This is a genomic window from Citrobacter sp. On2M (assembly GCF_018035235.1).
GTDB lineage: Bacteria > Pseudomonadota > Gammaproteobacteria > Enterobacterales > Enterobacteriaceae > Citrobacter > Citrobacter meridianamericanus.
In genome coordinates this window covers 1,268,240-1,283,771 of record NZ_WPCV01000004.1, presented here as the reverse complement: position 1 = coordinate 1,283,771, position 15,532 = coordinate 1,268,240, and the positions used below count along the sequence as shown (strand labels likewise).

At 48.7% G+C, this 15,532-nt stretch carries 16 protein-coding genes and 2 pseudogenes; 10 read left to right on the top strand and 8 right to left on the bottom strand.

Annotated features, from left to right (window positions below; genetic code table 11):
• Nucleotides 1-463 precede the first annotated feature (463 nt).
• The 7 genes from ychE to On2M_RS16425 all read left to right on the top strand — a co-directional run bounded on the left by ychE (nt 464) and on the right by On2M_RS16425 (nt 8,390).
• Complete coding sequence (gene ychE, locus On2M_RS16455; RefSeq protein ID WP_003020714.1) at nt 464-1,111, top strand: NAAT family transporter YchE; 648 nt, start codon at nt 464-466, stop codon at nt 1,109-1,111.
• Between the two features lie 773 nt (nt 1,112-1,884).
• Entirely contained in the window at nt 1,885-3,516 is a 1,632-nt protein-coding gene (oppA, locus tag On2M_RS16450; RefSeq protein ID WP_210905163.1) for an oligopeptide ABC transporter substrate-binding protein OppA, read from the top strand.
• A gap of 121 nt (nt 3,517-3,637) precedes the next feature.
• The gene (gene oppB / locus On2M_RS16445; protein WP_003020708.1) at nt 3,638-4,558 is read left to right on the top strand and encodes an oligopeptide ABC transporter permease OppB; all 921 of its coding nucleotides are present in this window, start codon (nt 3,638-3,640) and stop codon (nt 4,556-4,558) included.
• Nucleotides 4,559-4,572: 14 nt separating this feature from the next.
• A complete protein-coding gene (gene oppC / locus On2M_RS16440; protein WP_151225527.1) occupies nt 4,573-5,481 on the top strand; it encodes an oligopeptide ABC transporter permease OppC in 909 nt (302 codons plus the stop codon).
• A gap of 11 nt (nt 5,482-5,492) precedes the next feature.
• Nucleotides 5,493-6,506: a murein tripeptide/oligopeptide ABC transporter ATP-binding protein OppD gene (oppD, locus tag On2M_RS16435; RefSeq protein ID WP_003833364.1), complete on the top strand. Its 1,014-nt coding sequence runs from the start codon at nt 5,493-5,495 to the stop codon at nt 6,504-6,506.
• Nucleotides 6,503-7,507, top strand: coding sequence for a murein tripeptide/oligopeptide ABC transporter ATP-binding protein OppF (gene oppF / locus On2M_RS16430; protein WP_151219381.1), 1,005 nt, complete (start codon nt 6,503-6,505; stop codon nt 7,505-7,507). The genes oppD and oppF overlap by 4 nt, the downstream gene beginning before the upstream one ends.
• A gap of 46 nt (nt 7,508-7,553) precedes the next feature.
• Nucleotides 7,554-8,390, top strand: coding sequence for an ion transporter (locus tag On2M_RS16425; RefSeq protein WP_151219380.1), 837 nt, complete (start codon nt 7,554-7,556; stop codon nt 8,388-8,390).
• 37 nt (nt 8,391-8,427) lie between these two features.
• Here the strand turns inward: On2M_RS16425 and On2M_RS16420 are convergent, their stop codons facing one another.
• Both On2M_RS16420 and cls read right to left on the bottom strand, forming a co-directional pair.
• Nucleotides 8,428-8,757 carry an HI1450 family dsDNA-mimic protein gene (locus On2M_RS16420; protein WP_151219379.1) on the bottom strand — a complete coding sequence of 110 codons (330 nt, stop codon included), beginning with the start codon at nt 8,755-8,757 and terminating at the stop codon, nt 8,428-8,430.
• A gap of 34 nt (nt 8,758-8,791) precedes the next feature.
• Nucleotides 8,792-10,252 (bottom strand): cardiolipin synthase, encoded by a 1,461-nt coding sequence (gene cls, locus On2M_RS16415; RefSeq protein WP_151225524.1) that lies wholly within the window; start codon nt 10,250-10,252, stop codon nt 8,792-8,794.
• A gap of 142 nt (nt 10,253-10,394) precedes the next feature.
• On the opposite strand from cls, the gene On2M_RS16410 reads away from it, so the two are divergent.
• Nucleotides 10,395-10,568, top strand: coding sequence for a YciY family protein (locus On2M_RS16410; RefSeq protein ID WP_016153268.1), 174 nt, complete (start codon nt 10,395-10,397; stop codon nt 10,566-10,568).
• 52 nt (nt 10,569-10,620) lie between these two features.
• On the opposite strand, the gene On2M_RS16405 is transcribed toward On2M_RS16410, so the two are convergent.
• Nucleotides 10,621-10,917 (bottom strand): YciI family protein, encoded by a 297-nt coding sequence (locus tag On2M_RS16405; RefSeq protein WP_151225523.1) that lies wholly within the window; start codon nt 10,915-10,917, stop codon nt 10,621-10,623.
• Nucleotides 10,918-11,140: 223 nt separating this feature from the next.
• On the opposite strand from On2M_RS16405, the gene tonB reads away from it, so the two are divergent.
• Nucleotides 11,141-11,866: a TonB system transport protein TonB gene (gene tonB, locus On2M_RS16400; protein WP_210905257.1), complete on the top strand. Its 726-nt coding sequence runs from the start codon at nt 11,141-11,143 to the stop codon at nt 11,864-11,866.
• 87 nt (nt 11,867-11,953) lie between these two features.
• Here tonB and yciA read toward each other — a convergent pair whose 3' ends face one another.
• The 4 genes and pseudogenes from yciA to On2M_RS24275 form a co-directional block, all read right to left on the bottom strand.
• Nucleotides 11,954-12,355, bottom strand: coding sequence for an acyl-CoA thioester hydrolase YciA (gene yciA, locus On2M_RS16395; protein WP_151219378.1), 402 nt, complete (start codon nt 12,353-12,355; stop codon nt 11,954-11,956).
• Nucleotides 12,356-12,520: 165 nt separating this feature from the next.
• Nucleotides 12,521-13,060 (bottom strand): septation protein A, encoded by a 540-nt coding sequence (locus On2M_RS16390; RefSeq protein WP_151219377.1) that lies wholly within the window; start codon nt 13,058-13,060, stop codon nt 12,521-12,523.
• 54 nt (nt 13,061-13,114) lie between these two features.
• On the bottom strand, nt 13,115-13,858 hold the full coding sequence (locus tag On2M_RS16385; RefSeq protein WP_151219376.1) for a YciC family protein: 744 nt from the start codon (nt 13,856-13,858) through the stop codon (nt 13,115-13,117).
• Nucleotides 13,859-13,886: 28 nt separating this feature from the next.
• Nucleotides 13,887-13,973, bottom strand: a pseudogene (locus On2M_RS24275) (YkgJ family cysteine cluster protein); the annotation flags it as partial.
• A gap of 284 nt (nt 13,974-14,257) precedes the next feature.
• Between On2M_RS24275 and ompW the strand changes: the two are divergent.
• Nucleotides 14,258-14,911, top strand: a complete 654-nt coding sequence (gene ompW, locus On2M_RS16380) for an outer membrane protein OmpW (protein WP_210905162.1) — start codon at nt 14,258-14,260, stop codon at nt 14,909-14,911.
• Between the two features lie 461 nt (nt 14,912-15,372).
• On the opposite strand, the pseudogene On2M_RS24270 reads toward ompW, so the two are convergent.
• Nucleotides 15,373-15,513 (bottom strand): annotated as a pseudogene (locus On2M_RS24270) (DinI family protein); the annotation flags it as partial.
• Between the last annotated feature and the right edge of the window lie 19 nt (nt 15,514-15,532).

Genomic DNA, 15,532 nt, shown 5'->3' with positions numbered 1-15,532 from the left:
TTTTAGTAAATCATCTGCTCGATACGAGAGTATAGACAGATCGACGAAAATTTGTGTAACGTTTTGAAAATCAAACGGTTAATTAACGTCCGTTTTACCTTGATTTACTAAAAGAGCTTATGCGTTAGCGTCAGTTAACTCTAACGCGTTACCTCCAGGTGGCGTAAGCAAGATTACTCACTTCTGAGTAGTAATTGCGTGATCTGGATCAAGATTTCGCAAAGCTGACACCTTTCAGCAGGCCCTTTTAGCGTTTATCGGTAAGTGTTAATGAATTGATGTGATGAATTCCAATGACATTAGCATATTCAATACATATTAATAACACTCACTATTGGTAGCGTATTTACGTAGATAAACGCAGATAGAAGGTGAAGTATGCTGACAAAAAGCGTATCTTCAGCGCGGATTTTATCAATTTTTTTATGACTCATTTTATCCGGCTAACGCTTCGGAGCTAACCGTGATCCAAACGCTATTTGATTTTCCTGTCTATTTTAAATTTTTCATTGGGTTATTTGCGTTGGTCAACCCGGTGGGGATTATCCCTGTCTTTATCAGCATGACCAGCTACCAAACGGCTGCAGCGCGCAACAAAACCAACCTTACGGCAAACCTTTCGGTTGCCATCATCCTGTGGACTTCGCTGTTCCTTGGTGACGGTATTCTGCAACTTTTCGGTATCTCGATAGACTCGTTCAGGATTGCCGGCGGCATCCTGGTGGTGACTATTGCGATGTCGATGATTAGCGGAAAACTTGGCGAAGATAAGCAAAATAAACAGGAAAAATCAGAAACCGCTATTCGCGAAAGCATCGGTGTTGTGCCACTGGCCTTGCCTCTGATGGCGGGGCCGGGGGCGATAAGCTCAACTATCGTTTGGGGCACGCGGTATCATAGTGCGATTAACCTGTTTGGTTTTTTTGTGGCAATTGCACTGTTTGCCCTGTGCTGTTGGGGGCTGTTCCGTATGGCGCCATGGTTAGTTCGCCTGCTGGGCCAAACGGGCATCAACGTCATTACGCGTATTATGGGATTGCTGTTAATGGCTCTGGGGATTGAGTTCATTGTTACTGGAATCAAGTCTATTTTCCCCGGTTTGCTTGCCTGATATCCCTCTTTTGCATCAACGGAGCCACTATCGGCTCCGTTTCCTTTCATTATCAGTAAAACTTCTCACTAAAGTTGAAAAGTAGCACAACAAAAATAATAAAAACTTATGTTTAGCTCTTTTGTTATTCATTGAATTTATAGATATAACTCTCAACAGTCCGCCTGTGGTGGCCAAGTGTCGCTGTTATTTTAGTAACATCATACTCTGGGGCTTGCTGTAGGATTATCGAAATGTTATTAGTTATTTCAGCGTTTTTTTTAGATGAATGTGCTAATTAATAACCAATTGTTAAATTAATGTGTATTTGAGCGCGGTGTTGATACCGGACAGGGTAGTTAACAATGCTTGATGTTCAATGTTATGATTTTTAATGGTTTTTTGTGATAAATCTTCATTCGAAAGACTTTTCTACTGAGATTTATTTTCAATAAAAGAGAATTGGTTAACAAATTTGTAAAATGTATTGGCGGTTAAGAAACGCATTTGATACTTTCCGGCCAGGTATTTTGCAGAAGATTTCACGTTGATGAGAATCATTTTCAATTGATTTCTCTCAACAGGGTAACAGCGTGTTTCCGGCAGGGGAAACACGATCGATAATCGACGCAAGGCGGTCGTACGAATCGCCAGAATAAATAGAGTCGGTGATAGCAAGCAGTAAAACAATAAACCACCTGACGGCAGAAAATCTCCGATGCCGTACAGGGATCCTGACAGGATTAACAGTCTGGTTAAAAAGCCAGCCATAATAATGAGGGAGTACAAACACAATGACTAACATCACTAAAAAAAGTTTAGTAGCTGCGGGGATCCTAACTGCGCTAGTCGCTGGAAATACTGCCACAGCAGCAGTTGTGCCAGCCGGTGTGCAGCTTGCTGAAAAGCAGACTCTGGTGCGTAATAACGGTTCGGAAGTTCAGTCGCTCGATCCACATAAAATCGAAGGTGTGCCTGAATCCAACATCAACCGTGACCTGTTTGAAGGTTTATTAATCAGTGATGTTGATGGCAAACCATCACCAGGCGTAGCTGAAAAATGGGAAAATAAAGACTTTAAAGTCTGGACATTCCATCTGCGTAAAGATGCAAAGTGGTCTGACGGTACGCCAGTCACCGCGCAAGATTTCGTGTATAGCTGGCAGCGCCTGGCTAACCCAAATACCGCGTCACCGTACGCCAGCTATTTGCAGTACGGCCACATCGTCAATATTGATGATATTATCGCCGGTAAAAAGCCGGTCACCGATCTCGGCGTTAAAGCTCTCGACGATCATACATTTGAAGTCACCCTGAGCGAGCCGGTTCCTTATTTCTACAAACTGCTTGTGCACTCATCCGTTTCACCGGTTCCTAAAGCCGCAGTTGAAAAATACGGTGAGAAGTGGACTCAGCCAGCTAACATCGTCACTAACGGTGCTTATAAACTGAAAGACTGGGTTGTCAACGAGCGCATTGTGCTTGAGCGTAATACTAACTACTGGGACAACGCGAAAACCGTTATAAACCAGGTTACCTATTTGCCAATTGCTTCTGAAGTGACTGACGTGAACCGCTATCGCAGCGGTGAAATCGACATGACCTATAACAACATGCCGATCGAGTTATTCCAGAAACTGAAAAAAGAGATCCCGAACGAAGTTCACGTTGACCCGTACCTGTGCACCTATTATTACGAAATCAACAATCAGAAAGCACCGTTCAACGATGTTCGCGTTCGTACTGCCCTGAAACTGGCGTTGGATCGTGACATTATCGTCAATAAAGTGAAAAACCAGGGCGACCTGCCTGCATATAGCTTTACTCCTCCTTACACCGATGGGGCAAAATTGGTTGAACCAGAATGGTTCAAATGGTCTCAGGAAAAACGTAATGAAGAAGCGAAAAAACTGCTGGCTGAAGCAGGCTTCACCGCTGAAAAGCCGTTGACCTTTGACCTGCTGTATAACACCTCAGACCTGCATAAGAAGCTGGCCATCGCAGCGGCATCCATCTGGAAGAAAAATCTGGGTGCTAACGTGAAGCTGGAAAATCAGGAGTGGAAAACATTCCTCGATACGCGCCATCAGGGTAACTATGATGTTTCGCGTGCGGGTTGGTGTGCGGATTACAACGAACCAACATCCTTCCTGAACATGGTGCTGTCCGACAGCTCCAACAACACTGTGCACTATAAGAGCCCAGCGTTTGATAAGCTGATTGCCGATACCCTGAAAGTGACTGATGAAGCACAGCGCAGCGAACTGTATTCAAAAGCGGAACAGCAATTGGATAAAGATTCTGCGATTGTACCGGTTTATTACTATGTTAACGCCCGTCTGGTGAAACCGTGGGTTGGCGGATACTCTGGTAAAGACCCGATGGATAATATCCACGTTAAAGACTTGTATATTATCAAGCATTAATGGCAAGACGTGGGGCATTTTTATTGCCCCACAGTGTCTTTTTTCTTCGAACTATTAATACCGCTTTACCTGAAGGTCGGGGTAGAAGGGGTATAAAGGCACACGCCAGAAGGTACGGGCAATGTTAAAATTCATACTACGTCGCTGTCTGGAAGCGATTCCGACGCTATTTATCCTTATTACGATTTCATTCTTTATGATGCGCCTTGCGCCGGGAAGCCCATTTACCGGAGAACGCGCGTTACCGCCAGAGGTACTGGCAAATATTGAAGCGAAATATCATCTTAACGATCCTATCTCAACGCAGTACTTCAGCTATCTGAAGCAGCTGGCACATGGCGATTTTGGGCCCTCCTTCAAATACAAAGACTACACTGTCAACGATCTCGTTGCCTCGAGCTTTCCGGTTTCAGCGAAGCTGGGTGCGGCAGCCTTTATTCTGGCGGTACTCGTCGGTGTAAGCGCTGGGGTGATAGCCGCGCTGAAGCAAAATACGCGCTGGGACTACACGGTGATGGGAGTAGCAATGACCGGGGTCGTTATCCCCAGCTTTGTAGTCGCTCCATTGTTGGTCATGATATTTGCCATAACCTTGAAATGGTTGCCTGGCGGGGGCTGGAACGGCGGGGCGCTGAAATTTATGATCCTGCCGATGGTGGCGTTGTCACTGGCCTATATCGCCAGTATCGCCCGTATTACCCGTGGTTCGATGATTGAAGTGCTGCACTCTAACTTTATTCGCACTGCGCGCGCAAAAGGGCTGCCGATGCGGCGGATTATTTTCCGCCATGCGTTAAAGCCGGCGCTGTTGCCCGTCCTGTCCTATATGGGACCGGCATTTGTCGGCATTATCACCGGTTCAATGGTTATTGAGACCATTTACGGCTTGCCGGGCATTGGCCAGCTATTCGTCAATGGTGCCTTAAACCGCGACTATTCGCTGGTTCTGAGTCTGACCATTCTGGTGGGTACGCTGACCATCGTGTTTAACGCGATTGTCGACGTGCTGTATGCCGTTATCGACCCAAAAATTCGTTACTGATACTGGAGCTCGCTATGATGTTAAGTAAGAAAAACAGCGAAGCGCTGGAGAATTTCAGTGAAAAGCTGGAGGTCGAAGGCCGCAGTCTGTGGCAGGATGCGCGTCGACGCTTCATGCATAACCGCGCTGCGGTCGCAAGCCTGGTGGTGTTAGTGATTATTGCGCTGTTCGTGACGCTGGCACCAATGCTGTCGCAGTTTACCTACTTCGATACCGACTGGGGCATGATGTCCAGCGCGCCGGACATGGAATCAGGACACTATTTCGGCACCGATTCGTCGGGTCGCGACTTGTTGGTTCGCGTGGCGATTGGCGGACGTATCTCGCTGATGGTCGGTATTGCCGCAGCGCTGGTGGCGGTAGTCGTCGGTACACTATACGGCTCTTTGTCGGGCTATCTCGGCGGCAAAGTCGACTCGGTAATGATGCGTCTGCTGGAAATCCTCAACTCCTTCCCGTTCATGTTCTTCGTGATCCTGCTGGTTACCTTCTTTGGGCAAAACATCCTGCTGATTTTTGTTGCTATTGGGATGGTCTCCTGGCTGGATATGGCGCGTATCGTGCGTGGACAAACGCTGAGTCTCAAGCGCAAAGAGTTTATTGAAGCGGCGCAAGTGGGAGGGGTCTCTACCGTGCGCATCGTTATCCGCCATATTGTGCCGAACGTACTGGGCGTGGTGGTGGTCTACGCTTCATTGCTGGTGCCCAGCATGATCCTGTTTGAATCCTTCCTGAGCTTCCTGGGATTAGGTACACAGGAGCCATTAAGTAGCTGGGGTGCACTGCTGAGTGATGGTGCCAACTCGATGGAAGTCTCGCCATGGCTGCTGCTGTTCCCGGCAGGTTTCCTGGTGGTAACTTTATTCTGTTTTAACTTTATTGGCGATGGCCTGCGTGACGCCCTCGACCCGAAAGACCGTTAAGGAGTGCAGCCATGAGCGTAATTGAAACCTCAACCGCACCGCTCGCGCAACAACAGGCTAACGCACTGCTGAATGTAAAAGATCTGCGCGTGACGTTTGCTACCCCCGATGGCGATGTGACCGCGGTTAACGATTTAAACTTTTCTCTTCGAGCAGGAGAAACGCTGGGTATTGTTGGGGAATCCGGTTCCGGTAAATCGCAAACAGCCTTTGCCCTGATGGGCCTGCTGGCGGCGAATGGCCGTATCGGGGGCTCTGCAACCTTCAACGGGCGTGAAATTCTGAATTTACCGGAACGCGAACTGAACAAACTACGTGCCGAGCAAATTTCGATGATTTTCCAGGATCCGATGACGTCTCTTAATCCGTACATGCGGGTCGGCGAGCAGTTGATGGAAGTTCTGATGCTGCATAAAGGCATGAGCAAAGCGGAAGCTTTTGAAGAATCGGTCAGAATGCTGGATGCGGTGAAGATGCCGGAAGCGCGTAAGCGTATGAAAATGTACCCGCATGAATTCTCAGGCGGGATGCGCCAGCGCGTCATGATCGCCATGGCGCTGCTGTGCAGGCCAAAACTACTGATAGCCGATGAGCCGACTACCGCGCTCGATGTGACGGTACAGGCGCAAATTATGACGCTACTGAATGAACTGAAAAGCGAATTCAACACGGCGATTATCATGATCACCCACGACCTTGGCGTTGTGGCTGGTATTTGCGATAAAGTTCTGGTGATGTACGCCGGACGTACCATGGAATATGGTAGTGCGCGGGATGTGTTTTATAAGCCCGTTCATCCGTATTCGATTGGGTTGCTGAACGCTGTACCTCGTCTGGATGCCGAAGGGGAAGAGATGCTGACTATCCCGGGCAACCCGCCGAACCTTCTGCGTTTGCCAAAAGGTTGTCCATTCCAGCCGCGTTGCCCGCATGCGATGGAAATCTGTAGCAGTGCTCCGCCACTGGAGGAGTTTAGTCCGGGCCGCCTGCGCGCCTGCTTTAAACCGGTGGAGGAACTGGTATGACTGCGGTGACCGAACAACGAAAAGTGCTCCTTGAAATTGCCGATCTTAAAGTCCATTTCGACATTAAAGACGGCAAGCAGTGGTTCTGGCAGCCGGCTAAAACCCTGAAAGCAGTTGATGGCGTGACCCTACGGCTGTATGAAGGTGAAACCCTGGGCGTGGTCGGCGAATCAGGTTGTGGTAAATCGACCTTTGCCCGTGCGATTATCGGCCTGGTGAAAGCCACCGATGGAAAGGTTGCCTGGTTGGGTAAAGATTTGCTGGGCATGAAACCCGATGAATGGCGGGAAGTGCGTAGTGATATCCAGATGATTTTCCAGGATCCGCTGGCATCATTAAACCCGCGCATGACCATTGGTGAAATTATTGCCGAACCGCTGCGGACTTATCATCCGAATCTGCCTGGTCAGGAGGTCCGTGACCGTGTGAAGGCGATGATGATGAAAGTTGGCTTGCTACCGAATCTGATTAACCGCTACCCCCATGAGTTTTCCGGTGGTCAGTGTCAGCGTATTGGTATTGCCCGCGCGCTGATCCTTGAGCCTAAATTGATTATTTGCGATGAACCGGTTTCCGCGTTGGACGTATCAATTCAGGCTCAGGTGGTGAACCTGCTGCAACAGTTACAGCGTGAAATGGGATTATCGCTCATCTTCATTGCTCACGACCTGGCGGTGGTTAAACACATCTCCGACCGCGTGCTGGTCATGTATCTTGGACACGCGGTGGAATTAGGGACCTATGATGAGGTGTACCATAATCCGTTGCACCCTTATACCAAAGCCCTGATGTCTGCGGTACCCATTCCCGACCCTGACCAGGAAAGGAACAAGGTTATCCAGTTGCTGGAAGGCGAATTGCCGTCGCCTATTAATCCTCCTTCCGGCTGCGTGTTTCGTACGCGCTGTCCGATTGCCGGGCCGGAATGTGCAAAAACGCGCCCGGTTCTTGAAGGAAGTTTCCGACACGCTGTTTCCTGCCTGAAAGTAGACCCGCTATAATCCTGAGGGCTGACAAAGGTCAGCCCTTCTTTTTGGTGAGGTATTTGTGCCAGGTCTAGTCTCTTCTGTCCGCCGTGGGCTCTATCGCAAATTATTCGATTTAAACACCCGTTCGGGGCGTCGCTTTGAAGGTATGTGCGCGCTGTTCGCATTGCTTAGCGTTATTGTTATCTTCATTGAGTCCGGAGTAGGGACGCAATACCATTTAACGTATGATGAATGGCATATTTTTATCTGGCTGGAGGTCTTTATTACTCTGGTCTTTACCCTCGAATACTTTCTACGTTTATGCTGCTGGGCCAATCCCGCAAAGTATGTGTTTAGCTTCTGGGGAATAATCGATCTTGCCACCATTTTGCCGCTGTATGTAATGTGGTTGTGGCCTGAAATCAGTCTGAGTTATGTCTTCGCCTGGCGCGCGATGCGCGTTCTACGTGTGCTGCGTATTCTGAAGTTGCTGCGCTTTATGCCTTCCCTGCGAGTGTTCTGGAACGCCATCAAAAGCGCCCGCCATCAGCTCATACTGTTCTATTCCTTTATTGCCATTCTGATGATTGTTTTCGGTGCGTTGATGTACCTGATCGAAGGACCAAAATATGGTTTTACCACGCTAAATGCGTCGGTGTATTGGGCCATTGTCACGGTCACTACTGTTGGCTATGGCGATATCACGCCACACACGCCATTGGGGCGCATGGTCGCGTCTTTGCTTATCCTGATTGGTTACTCTGTGATTGCGATACCGACTGGATTGATTACCACACATATGAGCAGCGCGTTTCAGAATCGCCAGAATTTACGTAAATGTCCGCAGTGTCAGCAAGGCCAGCATGAACATAGTGCGCAGTTTTGTAACCGCTGTGGAAGTAAACTGCCGGGTTAAAAATGAAAAAAGCTGCGAGAGCAGCTTTTTTGTTTGATTATTCGCGCCAGAGAATATGGCACAGCTTGTGATCTTTTTCGCGACACAATAAAACGCGCGCAAAAATATCGTTAATCTCGCCGTCTTCAGTATCTGCAAGACCAATCACCACTTCGGCAAAGAAATCAGGGTTCAGATCAAAATCAACGTGATCCTGCCAGTCTTCTGCCGGGTCGAATAACTCCGCACCGCCGCGTTCTTCAAACTGCAAATTGAACAGAATGATGTCGGCTGGATCCAGGTTGTCCGCAGCCAGTTCGAGAAAAATGTCGTAAGCCTGCTCAAGCGTTTCGTCTTCAGTCAGGCGATTGTTCAAATCCATATCCATAATGACTACCTGTTTACTGTCTGATGGGCACGTTTTACAGCAACGGACTAAAGAAGTAAAACAGTCGCTCTGCAATCCGCTGCCAGAGTGGTCGTTTTAACCACAAACGGGCATCAAGCAGGCGAGAACGCGAAATATAATCATCCTGCACTGCGGCGAGATCGCCGCCGAATCCTGCATCGTCAATCACCAGCGTAATTTCAAAATTCAGCCAAAGGCTACGCATATCCAGATTAACGGTACCGACGAGGCTCAGTTCGCCATCGACCAGTACGCTTTTGGTATGCAACAAACCGCCTTCGAACTGATAAATTTTAACGCCTGCCGCCAGCAACTCAGTGAAAAAGGCACGGCTTGCCCAGCCAACCAGCAGGGAGTCATTCTTACGCGGAAGAATGATACTGACGTCGACCCCGCGCTGCGCCGCCGTACAGATCGCATGCAACAAATCGTCGCTGGGAACGAAGTAGGGCGTGGTCATAATTAAATATTCACGTGCGGAATAAGCTGCAGTTAACAGCGCCTGATGAATCAAATCTTCAGGGAAACCAGGACCCGAGGCGATAGTGTGAATGGTATGACCGCTGGCTTGCTCAAACGGCATGATATTAACGTCCGGCGGCGGGGGCAAAATGCGCTTGCCGGTCTCAATTTCCCAGTCGCAGGAATAGACAATACCCATCGCGGTAGCTACAGGGCCTTCCATTCTCGCCATTAAGTCAACCCATTGCCCGACGCCAGCATCTTGTTTGAAAAAGCGCGGATCGACCATATTCATGCTGCCGGTATATGCAATGTAGTTATCGATCATGATCATTTTGCGATGCTGGCGCAAATCCATACGGCGTAAAAACACACGCATCAGGTTCACTTTCAGCGCTTCAACAACCTCAATACCTGCGTTACGCATCATTGCCGCCCATGGACTGCGGAAGAACGCCACACTGCCCGCGGAGTCCAGCATCAGTCGGCAGTGAATCCCGCGTCTGGCGGCAGCCATTAATGACTCAGCGACCTGATCGGCCATACCACCCGGCTGCCAGATGTAGAACACCATCTCAATGTTGTGGCGCGCCAGTTGAATATCGCGGATTAATGCCTGCATTACGTCATCTGAGCTAGTGAGCAGTTGCAGTTGATTTCCCTTAACGCCAGCGATTCCCTGGCGACGCTCGCACAGCTTAAATAAGGATGAGGCGACGCTGCTGTTTTCTTGCGCAAAAATATGCTTACAGGCTTTAAGATCGTTCAGCCATTTGGCCGTTGACGGCCACATTGCCCGGGCGCGTTCGGCGCGACGTTTACCCAGATGAAGCTCACCGAAGGACAGATAAGCAATGATCCCTACTAATGGCAGAATATAGATGATCAAAAGCCAGGCCATTGCGGAGGGCACTGCGCGTCGTTTCATTAGAATGCGTAATGTTACGCCAGCAATGAGTACCCAGTAACCCAGAATGACCAGCCAACTCACCACGGTGTAGAAGGTTGTCATAAATTTAAAAATCCTTTTGAAAGCGTATTGTTAAGAGTTTACGCATCAGGATTCATCTGGCAAATAAAAACACGGGAAAACCACTGGTCTGCATGCGGTGTGGCGTTATAATGGCCGCTCAGTGACTGAAAGAGTAGTAAACATGAAGCGTAGTAGAACGGAAGTGGGACGCTGGCGGATGCTGCGTCAGGCGAGCCGTCGTAAAGCACGTTGGCTTGAAGGGCAATCGCGTCGTAATATGCGCATCCACACCATCAGAAAGTGCATCCTCAACCATCAACGTAACTCGTTGCTGTTTGCGATCCACAATATCTGATCTAAAAGGGCACCGCTGGCGGTGCCCAAAGTCTCAGCTTTTTGTTCTGTTTTTAAAATACTTTCTTATACGGTTTTACTGAAACCTGTGCATAAACGCCTGCCGCCACATACGGATCGGCTTCTGCCCACGCCTGTGCGGCTTCTAAAGATTCAAATTCAGCAATCACCGTCGAGCCGGTAAAGCCCGCAGCGCCTGGCTCATTACTGTCAACCGCTGGCATAGGACCTGCCGTGAGCAAACGGCCTTCATCATGAAGAAGTTGCAGACGGGCCAGATGAGCAGGGCGTACGGAAAGACGTTTTTCGAGAGAATCTGCGATATCTTGAGCGTAAATAACGTACAGCACGGGTAGAGCTCCTTGAACGGTAAAAGTCATATTTACGTTATTGGAAAGGCCCGGTAACTGCAACGGAAAGATTGCTGATATGTTAAGGCCACACTCCGAAAATGGTTATTTTTCATAAAATCGCGTTTTAAATCTGAGTTACCTTCACGGTCTTATTGAATATGATTGCTATTTGCATTTAAAATCGAGGCCTGGTTTTTTTACTGAAACGATTATGACTTCAATGACCCTTGATTTACCTCGTCGCTTTCCCTGGCCAACGTTACTTTCTGTCGGCATTCACGGTGCTGTAGTGGCAGGTTTGCTGTATACCTCGGTACATCAGGTTATTGAACTGCCTGCACCAGCGCAGCCTATTTCCGTTACGATGGTCGCGCCTGCCGATCTTGAACCGCCTCAGGCGGTTCAGCCACCGCCTCAGGCGGTTCAGCCACCGCCTGAACCCGTCGTCGAGCCAGAGCCGATCCCGGAGCAGCCAAAAGAAGCACCGGTAGTGATTGAGAAACCGAAGCCCAAACCTAAGCCGAAGCCAAAACCGGTGAAAAAGGTTGAAGAGAAACCGAAACGCGATGTGAAGCCCGCAGAACCGCGTCCGTCGTCTCCGTTTGAAAATACGGCACCTGCGCGTCCAATGACCAGTGCTGCTCCGGCAGCCACTAAGCCAGCGGTAAGCGCGCCTTCCGGGCCGCGCGCCTTAAGTCGTAATCAGCCACAGTATCCTGCGCGTGCCCAGGCGCTGCGTATTGAAGGTCGTGTTAAGGTCAAATTTGACGTGACCCCAGATGGTCGGGTCGAAAATGTGGAAGTTCTGTCCGCGCAGCCTGCAAATATGTTTGAACGTGAAGTGAAAAATGCGATGCGCAGATGGCGCTATGAGGCCGGTAAGCCAGGTTCTGGCCTGGTGGTGAATATCGTTTTCCGCCTGAACGGCACAACGCAGATCGAGTAAGCATCATGCCGGATTTGGTGGTACGCCGCCATCCGGCAATGAGCGAAAGATTGAAATACTACTGGATGGCGCTGCTAATGCGTACTGTCAGGACAAGGTTGGGATCGGACGCGGTTTACCGTCTTTATCAACAGCCACGTAGATAAACAGGGCTTCGGTAGCTTTATAGCGCTGGCCGATAGGTTCAGAAGCAACTTTCTTCACCCAGACTTCAATATTAATGCTGATCGAGGTCGTCCCGCGTTTTACGCAGCGCGCATAGCAACACACTACGTCGCCTACGGCAACCGGGCGCAAAAAGCTCATTCCTTCAACCCGCACTGTTACGACACGACCGTGTGCGATCTCTTTGGCCTGAATAGCGCCACCTATATCCATTTGTGACATCAGCCAGCCACCAAAAATATCGCCGTTCGCGTTGGTATCGGCAGGCATAGCCAGAGTGCGTAAAACCAGTTCGCCCTGGGGAGTGTTATTCGTTGTTGTCATTGTAGAACCGACTATAGAGAAAGATTACAGGCGCGATGCTACTAGAATTTACGTGCTGAGAACAGAGGGGATACGGCGTGCGCAGCGGATGTGAGCCGGGTTTATAGCAACAAGGAACGCGAGGGGATAAAAATTCGCCAGATCCGTAGATCTGGCGAACATTAATTACGATTTATCTTCCTGTGGAAGGTGGCGGTAAATATAAACTCCGCTCAGCAACGTAAAGAGTAAGGTCAGGGCGGTCAGGCCGAATACCTTGAAGTTGACCCAAATGTTCTGCGGCAGCCAAAACGCGATATAGATGTTTGCCAGACCGCACAGGATGAAGAAAACGGCCCAGGCTAAATTAAGCTTTGACCATACCGGCTGCGGCAGGGAAAGCTCTTTACCTAACATGCGCTGAATGAGCGGCTTTTTCATCACCCACTGGCTAACCAGCAGCGCACCGGCAAATAGCCCGTAAATCACCGTCACTTTCCATTTAATGAATTCATCATTGTGGAAGAAGATAGTCAGGCCACCGAACACGGCTACCAGAATAAAGGTGATTAATGCCATCTTCTCGACCTTACGATAGCGAACCCAACTGTAAATCAAAACCACAGCCGTCGCGACAATCAGTGCCGAGGTTGCCGCATAGATGTCGTAAAGCTTATAAAAAGCAAAAAAGACAACCAGCGGTAAAAAATCAAGAAACTGCTTCATTCTTCGATTCCGTCATCAAAAGCACCGGGTACAAGCCCGGTATGCGTTCAGGGTTTATTGGCGAATCAGCATATACAGGCGAAACAAATAGATCAGCAACACGGCGGAGATCATGTTGCTCAGCGTATTCGCCAAGACCGCGCCTACATTCGGCGTAAGTACCGCAAAACTTGGCGCAAAAAGCAACAGCAACGTTTTTGCCAGCAGCCAGCCAATCACCGCGGGCGCAACCAGACGCATATTTGACCACGCCAGACGCATACTGTTGCGCATAGCAGCAAAGACACCCATTTTGTCCTGTACCATCATCACCGGCGCGAGTGCCAGCAGGATGGCCAGCAAAATACCGGGTACAACGACCAGCATAATACCGATTTGCACCAGCAGAGTAGTCAGAAAAATCAGAATAAACAACTTAGGCAAAACTGGCGCGCTGGCACCAATGGCACGTAATGCGCTGACCCGATGCCCTGCTGAAATGAGCTGAATCATCAGGATGATACCTCCCGCGAGGATGGCATTACCAATCAGACCGGAAAACGTCGACGCAGCAGAAGCGCGTAGCAAAATTTGCTGTTGCTCCGGGGTCATGTTTTGCACCAGATCGAACAATCCCACACTGCTGGTTAACTGATCGCCTTCACTGAGTTGCGCAATTTGAGCGTCAGTGGGAGAAAAGGCATGCCCTAACACCACTGTGATAAACGCGCACAACAACGATACCAGCAAGATGGTAATGAATTGATTACGGAAAAAGTTTCCCGCGTCACGGTAAACGGATTTCGCCGTGATAGACATGCACTCTCCTTGAGTTTTGCAGGTGTTCATTTGCGGGCAATTGTACCCTGGATAACTCTACAGTGGCAGCATCACGCGATGTATGGAAAAGCATATCTTTGTAAAGCCCTGGTAATTTTCGACTATCCGTTCAGCATCATGCCAGAGCGCTGTGTGTTATTTGCGCATCGCGACCAAAAAACATCGTCTGAAAGGCAAAAATGCGAGGGGTATTTGCGAGGTGAAAATATATCAAAATTGATCTGAATTAATTTAACCAGGATTTTGAATGCAAGTTCTAACTTAATCTGGATCAATAAATGTTAAATTATCAAAGTCAATGTGATCCAGGTTTGATCACTTATTACTCCAATGTGGGTATATTCGTTCCGCTTTTATAACCATAACGATGGAGCGGACATGAAAAAATTAACAGTTGCAGCATTGGCTTTAACAACTCTTCTCTCTGGTAACGCATTTGCGCATGAAGCCGGAGAGTTCTTTATTCGTGCGGGTTCTGCCACCGTCAGACCGACGGAAGGCGCAGGTGGCACGCTGGGTAGTCTGGGTGGCTTCAATGTCAGCAATAACACCCAGTTGGGGCTGACATTTACCTATATGGCAACCGACAATATCGGTGTAGAACTCCTGGCCGCTACGCCGTTCCGCCATAAGATTGGCACTGCCGCAACAGGTGATATTGCGACCGTTCACCACTTACCGCCAACCTTAATGGCACAGTGGTATTTCGGTGATTCCAGCAGCAAACTGCGTCCTTACGTTGGTGTCGGGGTGAACTACACCACTTTCTTCGATGAAGGTTTTAACAATAACGGTAAAGAAATCGGTTTATCGGATCTGAGCCTGAAAGATTCCTGGGGTGCAGCAGGGCAAGTTGGTATGGATTATCTGATCAACCGCGACTGGTTGATTAATATGTCAGTCTGGTACATGGATATCGATACTACTGCGAAGTACAAATCTAATGGTGCTGTTCTGCCGCAAGCCCGTTATAGCGACAGTGTACGCCTCGATCCGTGGGTGTTTATGTTCTCTGCGGGTTATCGTTTTTAAGTTCCTCTGCAAAACTGGTCATCAAATGACCAGTTTTTTTTCCATTTTTTTACACGCGTGTCGTTGTAGCGATCGGTCATAACTTTACTGCTATGGCCCAACAAAATTTGTGTGTCGACATCTTGCTCCCTGAAGATACTCTGGATACCTTTCGCAAATCATTATAAAAAAAAAGGGGCTGCGATAAGACGCCCCAATGCTTGCATGTTATTCAACTTTTTATTGTTATTCAGGGAATTTACGGGTAGGTAAACTCCACAAATAACACTAAAAAAATGGGCCACACACAGCCCGAATATGAGTCAAAGCAATTATGATCCAATCAAGAAAGGCGTGTTTCACCAGGCTTAGCACCACTACTGTTCCTGATGCCCATTCTTTATGTCATGAGCAGGAGGGAACATATATGATAAATATCAATAATTCAGCCATGTATGACGGGGCTGCCTGCACTTTCAGATAATGCTAAAAGGCGGTGTAACCCGAACATCAGCATCGGGGAAGATCCGGTGAATCCTCTCAGTCAACTCGCCCAGAATGATATCTTTTGCATCTGGCAGACCATCAAAATTCTTTTTGTCATAAACCCGTTCCACGAACATTGCTTGTCGGGGAATTCAG

Excerpts from the sequence above, each read along its gene's own strand:
- oppA (WP_210905163.1), top strand. The coding sequence starts at position 1,885 with ATGACTAACATCACTAAAAAAAGTTTAGTAGCTGCGGGGATCCTAACT.
- oppB (WP_003020708.1), top strand. The coding sequence starts at position 3,638 with ATGTTAAAATTCATACTACGTCGCTGTCTGGAAGCGATTCCGACGCTA.
- oppC (WP_151225527.1), top strand. The coding sequence starts at position 4,573 with ATGATGTTAAGTAAGAAAAACAGCGAAGCGCTGGAGAATTTCAGTGAA.
- oppD (WP_003833364.1), top strand. The coding sequence starts at position 5,493 with ATGAGCGTAATTGAAACCTCAACCGCACCGCTCGCGCAACAACAGGCT.
- oppF (WP_151219381.1), top strand. The coding sequence starts at position 6,503 with ATGACTGCGGTGACCGAACAACGAAAAGTGCTCCTTGAAATTGCCGAT.
- On2M_RS16420 (WP_151219379.1), bottom strand. The coding sequence starts at position 8,757 with ATGGATATGGATTTGAACAATCGCCTGACTGAAGACGAAACGCTTGAG.
- cls (WP_151225524.1), bottom strand. The coding sequence starts at position 10,252 with ATGACAACCTTCTACACCGTGGTGAGTTGGCTGGTCATTCTGGGTTAC.
- On2M_RS16410 (WP_016153268.1), top strand. The coding sequence starts at position 10,395 with ATGAAGCGTAGTAGAACGGAAGTGGGACGCTGGCGGATGCTGCGTCAG.
- tonB (WP_210905257.1), top strand. The coding sequence starts at position 11,141 with ATGACCCTTGATTTACCTCGTCGCTTTCCCTGGCCAACGTTACTTTCT.
- yciA (WP_151219378.1), bottom strand. The coding sequence starts at position 12,355 with ATGACAACAACGAATAACACTCCCCAGGGCGAACTGGTTTTACGCACT.
- On2M_RS16390 (WP_151219377.1), bottom strand. The coding sequence starts at position 13,060 with ATGAAGCAGTTTCTTGATTTTTTACCGCTGGTTGTCTTTTTTGCTTTT.
- On2M_RS16385 (WP_151219376.1), bottom strand. The coding sequence starts at position 13,858 with ATGTCTATCACGGCGAAATCCGTTTACCGTGACGCGGGAAACTTTTTC.
- ompW (WP_210905162.1), top strand. The coding sequence starts at position 14,258 with ATGAAAAAATTAACAGTTGCAGCATTGGCTTTAACAACTCTTCTCTCT.